Annotated in this window: 15 protein-coding genes; 12 read left to right on the plus strand and 3 right to left on the minus strand. The window is 60.1% G+C overall.

All coding sequences use genetic code 11. The features are described 5' to 3' along the window. Window positions 1-56 precede the first annotated feature (56 nt). Window positions 57-1,700: a CTP synthase gene (locus SKA53_RS07270; RefSeq protein WP_007205453.1), complete on the plus strand. Its 1,644-nt coding sequence runs from the start codon at window positions 57-59 to the stop codon at window positions 1,698-1,700. Window positions 1,701-1,752: 52 nt separating this feature from the next. Here the strand turns inward: SKA53_RS07270 and SKA53_RS07275 are convergent, their stop codons facing one another. After that, window positions 1,753-2,490: a MipA/OmpV family protein gene (locus SKA53_RS07275; protein WP_007205454.1), complete on the minus strand. Its 738-nt coding sequence runs from the start codon at window positions 2,488-2,490 to the stop codon at window positions 1,753-1,755. Between the two features lie 118 nt (window positions 2,491-2,608). Between SKA53_RS07275 and SKA53_RS07280 the strand changes: the two genes are divergently transcribed. The 11 genes from SKA53_RS07280 (at window position 2,609) to SKA53_RS07330 (ending at window position 12,718) form a co-directional block, all read left to right on the plus strand. Further along, window positions 2,609-3,397 (plus strand): 23S rRNA (adenine(2030)-N(6))-methyltransferase RlmJ, encoded by a 789-nt coding sequence (locus SKA53_RS07280; RefSeq protein WP_007205455.1) that lies wholly within the window; start codon window positions 2,609-2,611, stop codon window positions 3,395-3,397. A 37-nt stretch (window positions 3,398-3,434) separates the two neighbouring features. After that, complete coding sequence (locus SKA53_RS07285; RefSeq protein WP_007205456.1) at window positions 3,435-3,872, plus strand: TerB family tellurite resistance protein; 438 nt, start codon at window positions 3,435-3,437, stop codon at window positions 3,870-3,872. Between the two features lie 14 nt (window positions 3,873-3,886). After that, window positions 3,887-4,612, plus strand: a complete 726-nt coding sequence (locus tag SKA53_RS07290) for a phosphate/phosphite/phosphonate ABC transporter substrate-binding protein (protein WP_007205457.1) — start codon at window positions 3,887-3,889, stop codon at window positions 4,610-4,612. A gap of 115 nt (window positions 4,613-4,727) precedes the next feature. Next, window positions 4,728-5,501: an ABC transporter ATP-binding protein gene (locus tag SKA53_RS07295; RefSeq protein ID WP_007205458.1), complete on the plus strand. Its 774-nt coding sequence runs from the start codon at window positions 4,728-4,730 to the stop codon at window positions 5,499-5,501. A 17-nt stretch (window positions 5,502-5,518) separates the two neighbouring features. Continuing rightward, a complete protein-coding gene (locus SKA53_RS07300) occupies window positions 5,519-6,241 on the plus strand; it encodes a transporter substrate-binding domain-containing protein (protein WP_007205459.1) in 723 nt (240 codons plus the stop codon). Between the two features lie 58 nt (window positions 6,242-6,299). Next, the gene (locus SKA53_RS07305; protein ID WP_040482834.1) at window positions 6,300-7,184 is read left to right on the plus strand and encodes an ABC transporter permease; all 885 of its coding nucleotides are present in this window, start codon (window positions 6,300-6,302) and stop codon (window positions 7,182-7,184) included. Beyond that, a complete protein-coding gene (locus SKA53_RS07310; protein WP_007205461.1) occupies window positions 7,181-7,987 on the plus strand; it encodes an ABC transporter permease in 807 nt (268 codons plus the stop codon). The genes SKA53_RS07305 and SKA53_RS07310 overlap by 4 nt, the downstream gene beginning before the upstream one ends. Continuing rightward, a complete protein-coding gene (locus SKA53_RS07315; protein ID WP_007205462.1) occupies window positions 7,984-9,315 on the plus strand; it encodes a glutamine synthetase family protein in 1,332 nt (443 codons plus the stop codon). The genes SKA53_RS07310 and SKA53_RS07315 overlap by 4 nt, the downstream gene beginning before the upstream one ends. Before the next feature lie 69 nt (window positions 9,316-9,384). After that, a complete protein-coding gene (locus SKA53_RS07320; protein WP_007205463.1) occupies window positions 9,385-10,068 on the plus strand; it encodes a type 1 glutamine amidotransferase in 684 nt (227 codons plus the stop codon). Beyond that, window positions 10,065-11,417, plus strand: a complete 1,353-nt coding sequence (locus SKA53_RS07325) for a glutamine synthetase family protein (protein WP_007205464.1) — start codon at window positions 10,065-10,067, stop codon at window positions 11,415-11,417. Before SKA53_RS07320 ends, SKA53_RS07325 begins: the two co-directional genes overlap by 4 nt. Beyond that, window positions 11,414-12,718 carry an NAD(P)/FAD-dependent oxidoreductase gene (locus tag SKA53_RS07330; protein WP_007205465.1) on the plus strand — a complete coding sequence of 435 codons (1,305 nt, stop codon included), beginning with the start codon at window positions 11,414-11,416 and terminating at the stop codon, window positions 12,716-12,718. The genes SKA53_RS07325 and SKA53_RS07330 overlap by 4 nt, the downstream gene beginning before the upstream one ends. A gap of 3 nt (window positions 12,719-12,721) precedes the next feature. On the opposite strand, the gene phaR is transcribed toward SKA53_RS07330, so the two are convergent. Beyond that, window positions 12,722-13,258 (minus strand): polyhydroxyalkanoate synthesis repressor PhaR, encoded by a 537-nt coding sequence (phaR, locus tag SKA53_RS07335; protein WP_007205466.1) that lies wholly within the window; start codon window positions 13,256-13,258, stop codon window positions 12,722-12,724. Window positions 13,259-13,410: 152 nt separating this feature from the next. After that, window positions 13,411-13,857 carry a phasin family protein gene (locus tag SKA53_RS07340; RefSeq protein ID WP_007205467.1) on the minus strand — a complete coding sequence of 149 codons (447 nt, stop codon included), beginning with the start codon at window positions 13,855-13,857 and terminating at the stop codon, window positions 13,411-13,413.

The following is a 13,857-nucleotide window of genomic DNA, read 5'->3' on the forward strand; positions in this document are numbered from 1 at the left end:
GATTTTAACGGGTCGCTTTCCCACTTATTTTAGACTTTTCACGGGGGCTGCCGCCTATGGCACGTTATATTTTCATCACCGGTGGCGTTGTGTCTTCTTTGGGCAAGGGGCTGGCCTCTGCGGCCCTTGGGGCCTTGTTGCAGGCACGCGGCTTTTCTGTCCGGCTGCGCAAGCTTGACCCTTACCTGAACGTCGATCCGGGCACGATGTCACCGTTTGAACATGGCGAGGTTTTCGTCACCGATGATGGGGCCGAAACCGATCTGGACCTTGGGCATTACGAACGCTTTACCGGCGTGCCTGCCCGGCAAACGGATTCGGTTAGTTCCGGGCGCATCTATTCCACCGTGTTGGAAAAGGAACGGCGCGGCGATTATCTGGGCAAGACCATTCAGGTCGTCCCGCATGTCACCAACGAGATCAAGGAATTCCTGAAAATCGGCGAAGACGAGGTCGATTTCATGCTGTGCGAAATCGGCGGCACCGTCGGCGATATCGAGGGCCTGCCGTTTTTCGAGGCGATCCGCCAGTTCGCGCATGACAAGAAACGCGGGCAATGCATTTTCATGCATCTGACCCTGCTGCCTTATCTGGCCGCCAGTGGTGAATTGAAAACCAAGCCGACCCAGCACAGCGTCAAGGAATTGCAATCTATCGGGATCGCGCCCGATATCCTTGTCTGCCGGTCGGAACACCCGATCCCAGAAAAAGAACGCGAAAAGATCGCCCTGTTCTGCAACGTGCGCAAAGAGGCGGTTGTTGCAGCCTATGATCTGAAATCCATCTACGAGGCCCCATTGGCCTATCACGAACAGGGGCTGGATCAGGCGGTGCTGGATGCCTTCGATATCTCGCCTGCGCCCGCGCCGAACCTTGCGATGTGGCATGATGTCTATGACCGCATCCACAACCCCGAAGGCCATGTGAAAATAGCCATCGTCGGCAAATATACCCAGCTGGAAGACGCCTATAAATCCATCGCCGAGGCGCTGACCCATGGCGGCATGGCCAACCGGGTGAAGGTCAAGATCGAATGGGTCGATGCGGAACTGTTCGACCGCGAAGATGCCGCCCCCTATCTGGAAGGTTATCACGCCATTCTGGTCCCCGGCGGCTTTGGCGAACGCGGCACCGAGGGCAAGATCAAGGCCGCGCAATTCGCCCGCGAAAAGAAGGTCCCCTATCTGGGCATCTGTCTGGGCATGCAGATGGCCGTGATCGAGGCAGCGCGCAATGTCGCGGGACTGGCCAAGGCAGGGTCAGAAGAATTCGACCACGAGGCCGGTGGCAAACGGTTTGAGCCTGTGGTCTATCACCTCAAGGAATGGGTGCAGGGCAACCACACCGTCGCGCGCAAGGCCGATGACGACAAGGGCGGCACCATGCGGCTGGGGGCCTATACCGCCAGCCTCAAGCCCGGATCAAAGGTTGCAGATGTCTATGGCAGCACCACGATCGAGGAACGGCATCGGCACCGTTATGAGGTGGACACCAAATACCGCGAGACGCTGGAAAGCGCGGGCCTGCTGTTTTCGGGCATGTCGCCCGATGGCAAGCTGCCCGAGATCGTGGAATGGCAGGACCACCCCTGGTTCATCGGTGTACAGTTCCACCCCGAGCTGAAATCAAAACCCTTTGCCCCGCACCCGCTGTTCGCCGATTTCGTGCGCGCCGCGGTCGAGATGTCGCGGCTGGTCTGACAACGCTGGTGGGTGGGGCTGAAATATTTGTGACAATATTTCAGCCCCCCTCTTAGAACCCGAAGCTGAAGCGCCGCGTGACCATCAGGCTGACACTGGTCTGATCCTTGCTTTGCACGACGGGGCTGTCGGCGGCGTCGCCTTGCAGCTGGTCATAACGCAGGATGCCAAGCACGCCCCAATCGGGTGTCACCTGATACATGACCTCGGCCGCGATGCCGGCGCTGATCACCCCTGCACCTGCATCATAGGCGTCAAAGGCGCTGGCCGTTGCCTCGGCTGCGGTGACGCCGAAATAGGTCTGCGCGTAATCATCGCTGCCCCATAAGAGGCGCGGGCCACCGCGCAGGGACCACGCGTCGTCAGCCCTGTAGACAAGGTCACCACCGAGCTCGGCCACAAAGGCCGCATGTCCACCAAGGCCGTAACGCAATGCGCTAAACACTTGGTATTGCGGGGCAATAAACGTCACTTCGCCGCCAACCTCTAGCGTCGGATCAATATCGCTCAGACCTGTCAGTGCGGCATGGTCACTGGCCGTCCGCGCCCGGACAAACCGCAGCGACCCACCAAGATCAAGGCTGTAAAGCCCGCTCTCACCCAGCGCGATGTCCCCTGCTAAAGTTTCAGCAAACTTCAACCGTCCAGTTACGCCAGTCTCGTTGCTGTCCGCACCGAAATAGGCCGGGGCAGACCTTGCGCCCAAGCCGATAAAAACGTCCGTGCCGTCATTCGTCTGGGCCAGCCCGGACACCGGGAACCCCAGCGCCAAAATCATCAAACAACGCATAACTTTCCTTTCATCCGTCTGGCGCCACCAAATCGCGTCCGGCGCCCAGAGGCAAGTGACTTGGCACCACGGCCGCACAAGGGTAGGCACGCATCAGCCCAATCAAAGGTTTCAGATCATGCTGTCCTATCAACACGGCTATCATGCCGGCAATCTTGCGGATGTCCATAAACATGCGCTGCTGGCGTGGATGCTGGCCTATCTGACGCAAAAGGACAAACCCCTGTCCTATCTGGAAACCCATGCCGGACGCGGGCTTTATGATCTGACCGATGCCGCAGCCCTCAAGACCGGCGAGGCCGCCAAGGGGATCGCTGTTGCCGCCGACTGGTTTGCGCCAGATCATCCGTACAGGACGGTACTGGGACGTATCCGCGCGACATATGGCGCAAACGCCTATCCGGGGTCACCGCTGGTGGCCGCAGAGATGCTGCGCCCGGTTGACAGCATCCATCTGGCCGAATTGCACCCGCAGGAATATGCAGCGCTGGCCACCAATATGGCCCCCTATGGCGGCGTGTTCCGCCAACGCGACGGGTTCGAGATGGCGCTATCGCTCTGCCCGCCCGATCCGCGCCGGGGGCTGATGCTGGTCGATCCCAGTTTCGAGGTCAAAACGGATTACGACACGATCCCGCCCCTGCTGGCCAAGGTGCATCGCAAATGGGGCGTGGGGGTTCTGGTGCTGTGGTATCCGATCCTGACCGATGGCCCGCACCGCCCGATGCTGCGCACCCTACAGGAGGCTTTCCCCGAGGGATTTCGCCACGAAGTCGGCTTTCCCCCCGCCCGTGAAGGGCACCGGATGACAGGCTCTGGCCTGTTCGTGGTGAACCCGCCTTACGGGTTGCAGGACGAAGGCGCGCGCCTGTCAGCGATGTTCCAACAGCAGCTCATGCAGAATTGATGTTTGTTCCGGCGCGAAAACCCACTATGTCGGGCATATGTTTGCAGACCTGATCCGGCGCATGACCGCCCCCGCCCCACAGCCCCTGTCCGACCCCGATGCGCGCTTGGCGCTTGGCGCGCTTTTGGTGCGCATCGCGCGCACGGATGGCCGCTATGATCCATCCGAGAAGGCGCAGATCGACCAGACCCTGATGTCCCGCTATGATCTGGACGAGGCCGAGGCCGCAACCCTGCGCGCCGATTGCGAGCGACTGGAATCAGAGGCCCCCGACACCGTCCGTTTCACCCGCGCGATCAAGGATGCCGTGGCCTATGAACAGCGCCTGTCGGTGATCGAGGCATTGTGGCGTGTTGTCTTGGCCGATGGCCTGCGCGATGTCCATGAAGACAGCATGATGCGGATGACCGTGTCCTTGCTGGGGATCACCGATCAGGACAGCAATGCGGCACGGCTTCGCGTCACGCCGTCGTGATCGCCAGCCTGCCGATGTATCTGCGCCCCGCCAACACGGCGGCGCATTGTGCCCTTTGGGCCTTGATCCGCGACGGTTTGCGCAACCGCGACCTGCCCGCGCCTGATGCGTTGGACGAAGATATCGACTATCAAGCCAGCTGGGCGCATCCTGATCTGGTGCTAGGCCAGATCTGCAATCTGCCCTATCGCGCGCAGTTCCGTGACCGCGTGACGCTGGTTGCAGCGATGGATTACGATCTGCCGGGCTGTGCGCCGGGCTATTACAATTCGGTTTTCATTGTGAACCGCGACAGCCACCTGTCCGATTTGCGCCATTTGCGCGGCAGGCGGATGGCCGCCAGCGCCCTGTTGTCGCAATCAGGCTATGGCGCAGCCCAGCAATGGGGGGCGGATCAGGGGTTTGTGTTTGCCAGCCCTTTGATCACTGGCAGCCATGCCGCCAGCATCAAGGCAGTGGCGACAGGAGCCGCCGATTTTGCCAGTATCGACGCACAGACATGGTGGATGGCGCAGCAGGACGATCCGCTGACCGGACAGGTCAGGGTGATCGGCACCACCCCCGCCAGCCCCTGCATGACGCTGATCACGCGCAAAGAACAAAACCCCGCGCCCTACCTTGCTGCCGTCACTGACGCCATTGCCGCCTTGCCCGAAACACACCGCCAGATGCTGGGGTTGCGCGGCGTTGTGGCGCTGCCGCCTGCGGCCTATGACATCGCTTTGCCGCCCGATCCTTAGGCATCTGCCTCGTGACGTGTGGTTAACCGTTACCAAACCGTTGCAAACGCCGCGAAAAGCGGGCCTAATCGGCGCGGAGTGAAGCAAACGAGCCTGCCAGAAAAGAAGCCTGAGCGTGACCAACAGCGTCCCTGTGATCGAAATTCGTGACCTGCATAAATCCTATGGGTCGCTCGAAGTGTTGAAGGGCGTCGATATTACCGCGCCCGCAGGCCATGTCGTGTCGCTGATCGGATCGTCAGGATCGGGCAAATCCACCTTGCTACGCTGCGCAAACCTGCTGGAAGATAGCCAGCAAGGCGATGTGATCTTTTGTGGTGAGGCTGTGACCTGGAAAGGCACCGGATTGAACCGCCGTCCAGGCGATCACGCGCAGATGATCCGCATCCGCACCAATCTGTCTATGGTGTTCCAGCAGTTCAATCTCTGGGCGCATATGACGATTCTGCAAAACGTGATGGAAGCCCCTGTCACCGTTCTCAAACGCCCCAAGGCCGAGGTCGAGGGCGCGGCGCGCGCCTATCTGGACAAGGTCGGCATCGGCGACAAATGCGATGCCTATCCCGCGCAGCTGTCAGGTGGTCAGCAGCAACGCGCGGCGATTGCACGCGCGCTTTGCATGGAACCCAAGGCGCTGTTGTTCGACGAACCGACCAGCGCGCTGGACCCCGAACTGGAACAAGAGGTGATCCGCGTGATCAAGGATCTGGCCGCCGAGGGCCGCACCATGATCATCGTCACGCATGACATGCGCCTTGCCGCCGATGTCAGCGACCATGTCGTGTTTCTGCATCAGGGCCGCATCGAAGAACAAGGCGCGCCTGACGCGCTTTTTGCCAATCCGACAACGGAAAGACTGCGCGGATTTCTATCCGCAACAGTCGCTTAATCATCAACGGGAGAAGTATGATGAACAAACTGATCGTGACAAGTGTAGCTGCCGCGCTTTTGGGCAGTGCCGCGATGGCGCAAGACGTGGTGCGCCTTGGCACCGAGGGCGCCTATCCTCCGTACAACTTCATCAACGACGCCGGTGAAGTCGACGGGTTCGAGCGGGAACTGGGCGACGAGCTGTGCGCGCGCGCCGAACTGACCTGCACATGGGTCACCAACGACTGGGACAGCATCATCCCAAACCTTGTGTCCGGCAACTATGACGCGATCATCGCCGGCATGTCGATCACCGAGGAACGCAAGGAAGTCATCGACTTTTCAGACCCTTACACACAGCCAGACCCATCCGCGTTTCTGGCCATGGGCGATGTTGATTTTGCGAACGCCGTGATCGCGGCGCAATCCGGCACCATTCAGGCCAGCTATGTCACCGGCATGGCGGGTGCGACATTGCTGGAATTCGCGACACCGGATGAAACCATCTCGGCCGTGCGCAATGGCGAGGCGGATGCCGTTCTGGCCGACAAGGCATTTCTGGAACCGATCGATTCCGAAGGCGGCGATCTGTCCTTTGTCGGTGACGATGTGCTGATCGGTGGTGGCATCGGTCTGGGCGTGCGCCAGTCAGATACCGAGCTGCGCGACACATTCAGCGCCGCGATCCAGTCGATGAAGGATGACGGCAGCCTGAACGCGCTGATCACCAAGTGGCTGCCAGGTTCGGCCACGTTCTAATCGCAAGGCGCCCCGGCCATCGTGCCGGGGCCTCACCCTCAGATAGTGCGGTCCCGCCATTTTCAGCTTTTGCACAGACCCTGCGACATTGGAGACATTCCAATGGTTTGCCTGCTACCTGACAACAGGCAAGCATATGCAGATCTATTCTGCTGTCGGGACGGTGCTTTTGCTACTGGCGCTGACAGCACCTGCGGCGCTGGCCTTTGGCTTTGCCGGTGCGGCCGCCGCGCGCAGTGCCGTGGCTCCGTTGCGCTGGATCGGCAACACCTATATCGCCGTCGTGCGCGGCGTGCCGGATATCGCGTTTTTCCTGTTCTTCGTGATCGCGCTGGATCAGGCGCTCGAATACGTCCGGCACCGGGTCAAATGCCCCGACTGGGAACAGGCTGTCTGGCAAGGCAATGATTTTGTGGTCTGTCAGGCCGCGAAACTGCCTTTGGGCAATGCGGCGCAATGGGTGCATGACACCTATGCCTTTGCGGTTGCGGCATTTACCTTTGCCATAGTGTTCGGCGCTTTCGCCGCCAATGTCCTGTTCGGGGCGATGCGCGCCGTGCCGCGCGGCCAGTTGGAAACCGCCGAAGCCTATGGCATGAGCCAGCGCCAGACCTTCTGGCGGGTGCTGGTGCCGCAGATGTGGGTCTATGCGCTGCCCGGCCTGTCGAACCTGTGGATGGTGCTGATCAAGGCCACGCCGCTGTTGTTCCTGCTGGGGATTCAGGACATCGTCTATTGGGCGCGCGAATTGGGCGGTGCGGCACAGCCCCGCTTCACCGATTACCCGCATCCTGACTGGCGGCAATGGTATTTCCTTGCGCTGCTGGTGTTTTATCTATGCTTCACGAAAGTGTCCGAGATCGTGCTGGACCGGATCATGGCGCGGCTGACATTCGGGCAGGCCACAGCCGCAGGCGAAGCCCAGCGCAAGGCCGCGACATGAGCTGTTGGGAAACAATCCTCGATTACGCCCTGCGCAGTCAGGGGCTAGGCGAGCGGCTGTTGCCGCAGCGTGATTTCACGCTGTGCCAGCAATTCACGCTGATCGGGTCGGGCATGATCTGGAATATCTATTTCGGTCTGGTCGCCCTTTGCACGGGGTTCGTTCTTGCGACCGCTGTCGCGCTTGGCAAGGCATCGCGCAACAGGGTGATCCACAAGGCATCGGCTTGGTTCATCTTTTTGTTCCGTGGCTCGCCTTTGTTCATCCAGTTCTTTTTTGCCTATTTCCTGTTTCTCAGCCTCAAGAATGTGTCGCCGTTCTTTGACCCGTTCACATCTGCTTGGGCCGGCGCGCTGGTCGTGTTGTTTCTGAACACCGCCGCCTATTCGGGCGAGATTTTTTATGGCGCGCTGCAATCTATCCCAAAAGGCGACCTCGAGGCTGCCGACGCCTACGGCCTGTCGGGCTGGGCGCGGTTCCGGCGGATCACCTTTCCCACGATGCTGCGCCTTGGCTGGCCCGCCTATACGAACGAGGCGATATTTTTGTTCCACGCCACGACGCTGGTGTTCTTTTCAGGCTTTCCCGCGATCCAGCAAAAAGGTGATGCGCTGTACTACGCGCGCTATTTCGCGGACAAGACGTTCAACCCTTTTATCCCCTATCCGATACTTGCGGGCTACTTCATCGCGCTGACTTTGGTCGTCATCGGCGTTTTCGGGCTGGTCAACGGCCGGTTGAACCGCCATCTTCCGCAAAACATGCGCGCAAAGCTGCGTTTCAAACCACAGGTAATCAGATGAGCTGGATCGACGACCGCCCCGAGGTCCGCAACGTGCGTTGCGGAGCCGCAGACCTGAACGGTCAGGCAAGGGGCAAGCGGGTGCCGCGCAAATTTGCGGCCAAGCTGGAAGAAGAAGGCACGCGGTTCCCGTTTTCCATCCTCAACCTTGATATCTGGGGCGAGGATGTCGAGGACAGCCCGCTGGTGTTCGAAGCGGGCGATCCCGATGGTGTGCTGATGCCGACCGAACGTGGCTATGTCCCGATGCCATGGCTGAACAGCCCATCCGCGCTGCTGCCGATGTGGATGTTCCACGAAGACGGCACGCCCTTTGCCGGTGATCCACGACAGGCCTTGGCGCGGGTAGTAGAGAAATACCATACGCGCGGGCTGACGCCTGTGGTCGCCACGGAAATGGAATTCTATCTGGTCGATGATAGCGGCGATGGTATCCGCCAGCCCCGGTCGCCGCGATCAGGCAAGCGCCGTCCGGGTGCGGAAATCCTGTCTTTGCGTGCGCTGGATGCGTTCGATATGTTTTTCAACGACCTCTATGACGCTTGCGACGCGATGAACATTCCCGCCGAAGCCGCGATTTCCGAGGTCGGCATGGGCCAGTTCGAGATCAACCTCGAACATGTCTCCGATGCGCTGAAGGCGGCAGATGATGCGTGGCTGTTCAAGATGCTGGTGCGCGGTCTGGCGCGCAACCACGGGATGGCGGCCAGTTTCATGGCCAAACCTTACGAAGAATACGCAGGCTCTGGGCTGCACACGCATTTTTCGGTCGTGGACGCCGAAGGCAACAACCTGATGGCCAATGACACGTTCGAAGGTACGCGGCTGTTGCACAATACGATTGCGGGTTGCCTGAAAGGCATTCCAGATCTGGCGCTGATCTTTGCGCCGCACGGCAATTCCTATGAACGGCTGGTGCCGGAAAGCCATGCCCCCACGGGGGTTTGCTGGGCCTATGACAACCGTACCGCATCTGTGCGGGTGCCGGGCGGTAGCTTCAAGGCGCGCCGCGTTGAACACCGCGTGGCGGGCGGCGATGTGAACCCATATCTGTTCCTTGCCGCTGTGCTTGGGTCGGCCCTGATCGGGATCGAGGATGATCTGACACCGCCACCGCCGATTTCGGGCAATGCCTATGAGCAAGAGATGTTGCAGATCCCCGACACTTGGGCCGCCGCGATCGATGCCTTCGAGAACAGCCGGATCGCACGGCGCATTTTCGACGACACGCTGGTGGACAATTTTGTCATGACCAAGCGGCAAGAGCTGCATTATTTCGCAGAACTCAGCGAAGAACAGCAGTTAGAGCTGTACCTCGATACGGTTTGACGCGTCCCCGCTTGCGGGCATACCTGCGGCAGGGTAGTTTGGCGTTGAAACCCAACACATGGTGAAAACATGAAAATCGGCATCCTGCAAACAGGGCACGCGCCGGACGAATTGCGCCCGACCACTGGTGATTTCAGCGATTTGTTCCAAGGTCTGCTGGGCGGTCACGGGTTTGAATTCACCGTCTACAACGTCGTGGACATGGACTTTCCGGCGGCAATCACCGATTGCGACGGCTGGCTGATTACCGGGTCCAAACATGGCGCCTATGAGGATCACCCGTTCATTCCCCCGCTAGAGGCGATGATCCGCGACATCTATGCCGCTGATATTCCGCTGGTCGGGGTCTGCTTTGGGCACCAGATCATCGCGCAGGCGCTGGGTGGTACGGTCACAAAATTCGATGGCGGCTGGTCGGTGGGGCGACAACGCTATCAGATCAATGGCGCTGACTTTGCGCTGAACGCATGGCATCAGGATCAGGTCGTGGTCCGGCCGAAGGATGCCACAGTCGTCGGCAGCAACGATTTTTGCGCCAATGCCGCACTGGTCTATGGCAACCGGATTTTTACCGTGCAGCCGCATCCCGAATTCGACAAACAGGTCATAGACGGGCTGGTTACTTATCGCGGCCCCGGCAATGTCCCCGATGCGCAGCTCGCACAGGTGCGCAACGATCTGGACAAACCCGTCGATAATGGCCGGCTTGCCACCCAGATCGCGCGATTTTTCAAGGAAAGAGAACTGGCATGAGCTGGACAACGAAAATCCCCGCCGCCGCCACCGCCTATCTTGAAGCCAACCGGCTGGACGAGGTGGAATGCGTGATTGCCGACCTGCCCGGCATTGCCCGCGGCAAGGCTGTGCCTGCGGGCAAATGGGAAAAACAGACGCATTTCCACCTGCCCAATTCGATCTTTTTCCAGACCATCACCGGTGACTGGGGCGAAGCATCCGGCCCTGACGGATTTCTGGAACCCGACATGATCCTGAAACCAGATCTGTCCACAGCGACCGCCGCCCCTTGGGCTGCGGATGGCACCTTGCAGGTGATCCACGACGCCTATGACCAGAAAGGCAAGCCTGTCGCCTTTTCGCCGCGCAACGTGCTGCGCCGTGTGGTCGATCTGTACAAGGCCGAAGGCTGGACCCCTGTTGTCGCGCCAGAAATGGAATTCTATCTGGTCGGGCGCAACATCGACCCCGCCAAGGCGATTGAACCGATGATGGGCCGCACCGGACGCCCTGCCGCCGGACGGCAGGCCTATTCGATGACGGCGGTGGACGATTACGGCCCTGTCATCGACGACATCTATGAATATGCCGAAATCCAGGGGTTCGAGATTGACGGCATCGCGCAGGAAGGCGGCGCTGGCCAGCTGGAAATCAACCTGCGCCACGGCGACCCGATCAAGCTGGCGGATGAGGTGTTTTTCTTCAAACGCCTGATCCGCGAGGCTGCGCTGAAACACGATTGTTTTGCCACCTTCATGGCCAAACCCATCGAAGGTGAACCGGGATCGGCGATGCATGTGCATCATTCGGTTATTGATGCGAAAGGGCGCAATATCTTTACCGGACCGGGCGGCGGGGAAACCGATGCGTTTTTCCATTTTATCGGCGGGTTGCAGGAACATATGCCCAGCGCCATCGCGGTGATCGCGCCCTATGTGAACAGCTATCGCCGCTATGTGCGGGATTCCGCCGCCCCCGTGAACCTTGAATGGGGCCGCGACAACCGCACCACGGGTATCCGTATCCCGATTTCGGACCCCGCCGCGCGGCGCATTGAAAACCGCCTGCCGGGCATGGATTGCAACCCCTATCTGTGCATCGCCGCGTCGCTTGCCTGCGGCTATCTGGGGCTAAAGAACGAAATCCGGCCCGATAAACGCTGGGTCGGTGAAGCCTACGAATCTGAATCCGAGATTGCGGGGTCTTTGTCGGATGCTTTGGACCTGTTCGACGAGGCCAAGGAATTGCGCGCCGTTCTGGGCGAGGATTTCGCGCGGGTCTATTCCATCGTCAAGCGGCTGGAATACAAGGAATTCCTGCAGGTGATCAGCCCGTGGGAACGCGAACATCTGTTGTTGAACGTATGAACCCGCTGTACCGCAACGACCGCCCCGGCCAGATGCCGAAAAGCTGGTATGTCGCAAGCACCGACCTGCCACCCGAACGCCCTGCCCTGTTCGGTGAAACCGTGGCTGATGTCTGCGTAATCGGTGCGGGCTATACCGGCTTGTCGGCGGCATGGCATCTGGCGCAAAAGGGGCTGGATGTCGTTGTGCTGGATGCGCATCGCGCGGGGTTTGGCGCGTCCGGGCGCAACGGCGGGCAGGTTGGCACCGGCTATAACGCGAGCCAACAAAGCCTTGCACGCAAACTGGGTGCGGGCAATGCCACAGCCCTTTGGGCGCTGGCCGAAGAGGCCAAGGCCGATGTGCGCCGGATTTGCGCAGACCACATCCCCGAGGCGCAATACAAGCCCGGCGTCGCGCATGGCTATTATTCCGCTACCGAAGCACGCGATTACGACGCCGATGCCGATTATCTGGCGCAAAGCTATGGCTATGACCAGATCGAGAAACTGCACCCCGATGCGATGCGCGATCTGGTGAAATCGCCGCTATATCAGGGTGGATTGCTTGATATGGGGGCCGGCCATCTGCACCCTTTGCGCTATGCCTTGGGGCTGGCGCGGCTGGCCGAGGCGGCCGGCGCGCGGATCTATGACCGCTCCGAAGTCACCGGCCTTGCCATGGGCGATCCGGCGGTGGTGCAGACCGGCCAAGGCCGCGTGCGCGCGCGCCATGTCATCATGGCGGGCAATGGCTATATGCCCAATATCAACCGCGCGGTGGCGGCCAAGGTGATGCCGATCAATTCGTTCATCTGCGCGACCGAACCTTTGGGCGACCGCGCGCGCGATGTGCTGGCGCGTGATATCGCGGTGGCGGACAGCAAGTTCGTGGTGAATTACTATCGCATGTCCGAGGATAACCGGTTCCTGTTCGGCGGGCGCGAAAGCTATTCCATCGGCTTTCCGCGCGACATCAGCACGGCGCTGATCCAGCGGATGACGACCCTGTTTCCGCAGCTTGACGGCGTGAAGGTCGATTATGTTTGGGGCGGGACGCTGGGTATCACCATGACCCGCCTGCCCGCGATCCAGCGGGTGGCCCCCAATGTGCTGTCAGGCGCGGGATTTTCGGGGCATGGCGTGGCGCTGTCGGGGCTTGCGGGCAAGATCATGGCCGAGGCTGTGGCAGGCCAAGCAGGCCGTTTCGATACGCTTGCGGGGCTGAATGTCCCCAGCTTTCCGGGTGGTCGCGCGTTGCGGGCGCCGCTGCTGACGCTGGCAATGACATGGTACGCGCTGCGCGACCGGCTGGGGGTCTGACCCCTATTTGCCCATCTTGGCCAGCTTTTCCTGCAACGCGGCCAGCTGTGTCTTGATGTCGTCCAGATCATCGCCATCCTTGGCAGGCGCGGTGTTGCCACCAACCAGACCGCCCGTCATCGCCTTGAAAAAAGCCGCCTGCTGGGCGCGCATCGCGTCAAAGCCCGGCATCGCGGTCATCGGATTGGCCTTGGTCATGTTTTCCATCGCCTTGGACTGGCCATCGCGCAGCATCTCGAAACTGGCGGCCAGGAATTGCGGCACGACCGATGCGGCCTGTGTGGTATAGCTGCGCACCAGATCGGTCAGCACATCGACGGGCAGCACGCTTTCGCCGCGGCTTTCGTGTTCTGCGATGATCTGCAGAAGATATTGCCGTGTCAGGTCGTCGCCGGATTTCAGATCGACGATCTGCACCTCGCGGCCTTCACGGATGAACAGCGCGATGTCTTCCAGCGTGACGTAATCGCTGGTTTCCGTGTTATAGAGACGCCGGCTTGCGTAGCGCTTGATAAGCAGTGGTTTATTGGTGTCAGCCAAGACGCGCCCTCCCCTTGGACATGTTGCATTAAAAATAAGCCTAGGCTGCGTCCACAAGAAAGGAAAGCGTTACCTCGAACGAAAAACGGCCCGCGTGATGCGGGCCGTTTTCGGAACAATCCCCAAGGGAGAGGTGGGGTCGTTCGTAATACTTATTTCGCTGCGGTCGCTTTTTTCGCAGCGGCGGTGACTTCGTTCGTCGCTTTCTTGGCAGCGGCGGTCATTTCTTCGGACATGTCCTTGCCAGCGGCCAGAACCAGTTCCATCGTCTGTGTCTGCACCTTTTTCGCGATTTCGGCGAAAGCGGCCATATGCTCGGCTGCGGATTCAGCAGACGCCGATGCGAAATCGGTCATTGCCTTGGCGTAGTCGGTAGGTTCGGTTTTGGCGGATGCCATCGACTGCAGCTTGGTCAGCGTGTCCTGTGCCCATTTTGCGGACAATTCGGTCGACTTGTGCGCCGCATCAATCGCGACAGACGACATTTTCTCGGCCAGAGCAGTCTGGTTCTTGAATGTGTCTTCCATTGCCTTGGTATCGACGGGGAACGCGCCCATCATGTCTTTGAACACGCCGGTGAAATCTTGGGTCTTAGCCAT

The organism is Yoonia vestfoldensis SKA53 (genome assembly GCF_000152785.1).
Lineage (GTDB): Bacteria > Pseudomonadota > Alphaproteobacteria > Rhodobacterales > Rhodobacteraceae > Yoonia > Yoonia vestfoldensis_A.

Excerpts from the sequence above, each read along its gene's own strand:
- SKA53_RS07270 (WP_007205453.1), top strand. The coding sequence starts at position 57 with ATGGCACGTTATATTTTCATCACCGGTGGCGTTGTGTCTTCTTTGGGC.
- SKA53_RS07275 (WP_007205454.1), bottom strand. The coding sequence starts at position 2,490 with ATGCGTTGTTTGATGATTTTGGCGCTGGGGTTCCCGGTGTCCGGGCTG.
- SKA53_RS07280 (WP_007205455.1), top strand. The coding sequence starts at position 2,609 with ATGCTGTCCTATCAACACGGCTATCATGCCGGCAATCTTGCGGATGTC.
- SKA53_RS07285 (WP_007205456.1), top strand. The coding sequence starts at position 3,435 with ATGTTTGCAGACCTGATCCGGCGCATGACCGCCCCCGCCCCACAGCCC.
- SKA53_RS07290 (WP_007205457.1), top strand. The coding sequence starts at position 3,887 with ATGTATCTGCGCCCCGCCAACACGGCGGCGCATTGTGCCCTTTGGGCC.
- SKA53_RS07300 (WP_007205459.1), top strand. The coding sequence starts at position 5,519 with ATGATGAACAAACTGATCGTGACAAGTGTAGCTGCCGCGCTTTTGGGC.
- SKA53_RS07310 (WP_007205461.1), top strand. The coding sequence starts at position 7,181 with ATGAGCTGTTGGGAAACAATCCTCGATTACGCCCTGCGCAGTCAGGGG.
- SKA53_RS07315 (WP_007205462.1), top strand. The coding sequence starts at position 7,984 with ATGAGCTGGATCGACGACCGCCCCGAGGTCCGCAACGTGCGTTGCGGA.
- SKA53_RS07320 (WP_007205463.1), top strand. The coding sequence starts at position 9,385 with ATGAAAATCGGCATCCTGCAAACAGGGCACGCGCCGGACGAATTGCGC.
- SKA53_RS07325 (WP_007205464.1), top strand. The coding sequence starts at position 10,065 with ATGAGCTGGACAACGAAAATCCCCGCCGCCGCCACCGCCTATCTTGAA.
- SKA53_RS07330 (WP_007205465.1), top strand. The coding sequence starts at position 11,414 with ATGAACCCGCTGTACCGCAACGACCGCCCCGGCCAGATGCCGAAAAGC.
- SKA53_RS07340 (WP_007205467.1), bottom strand. The coding sequence starts at position 13,857 with ATGGCTAAGACCCAAGATTTCACCGGCGTGTTCAAAGACATGATGGGC.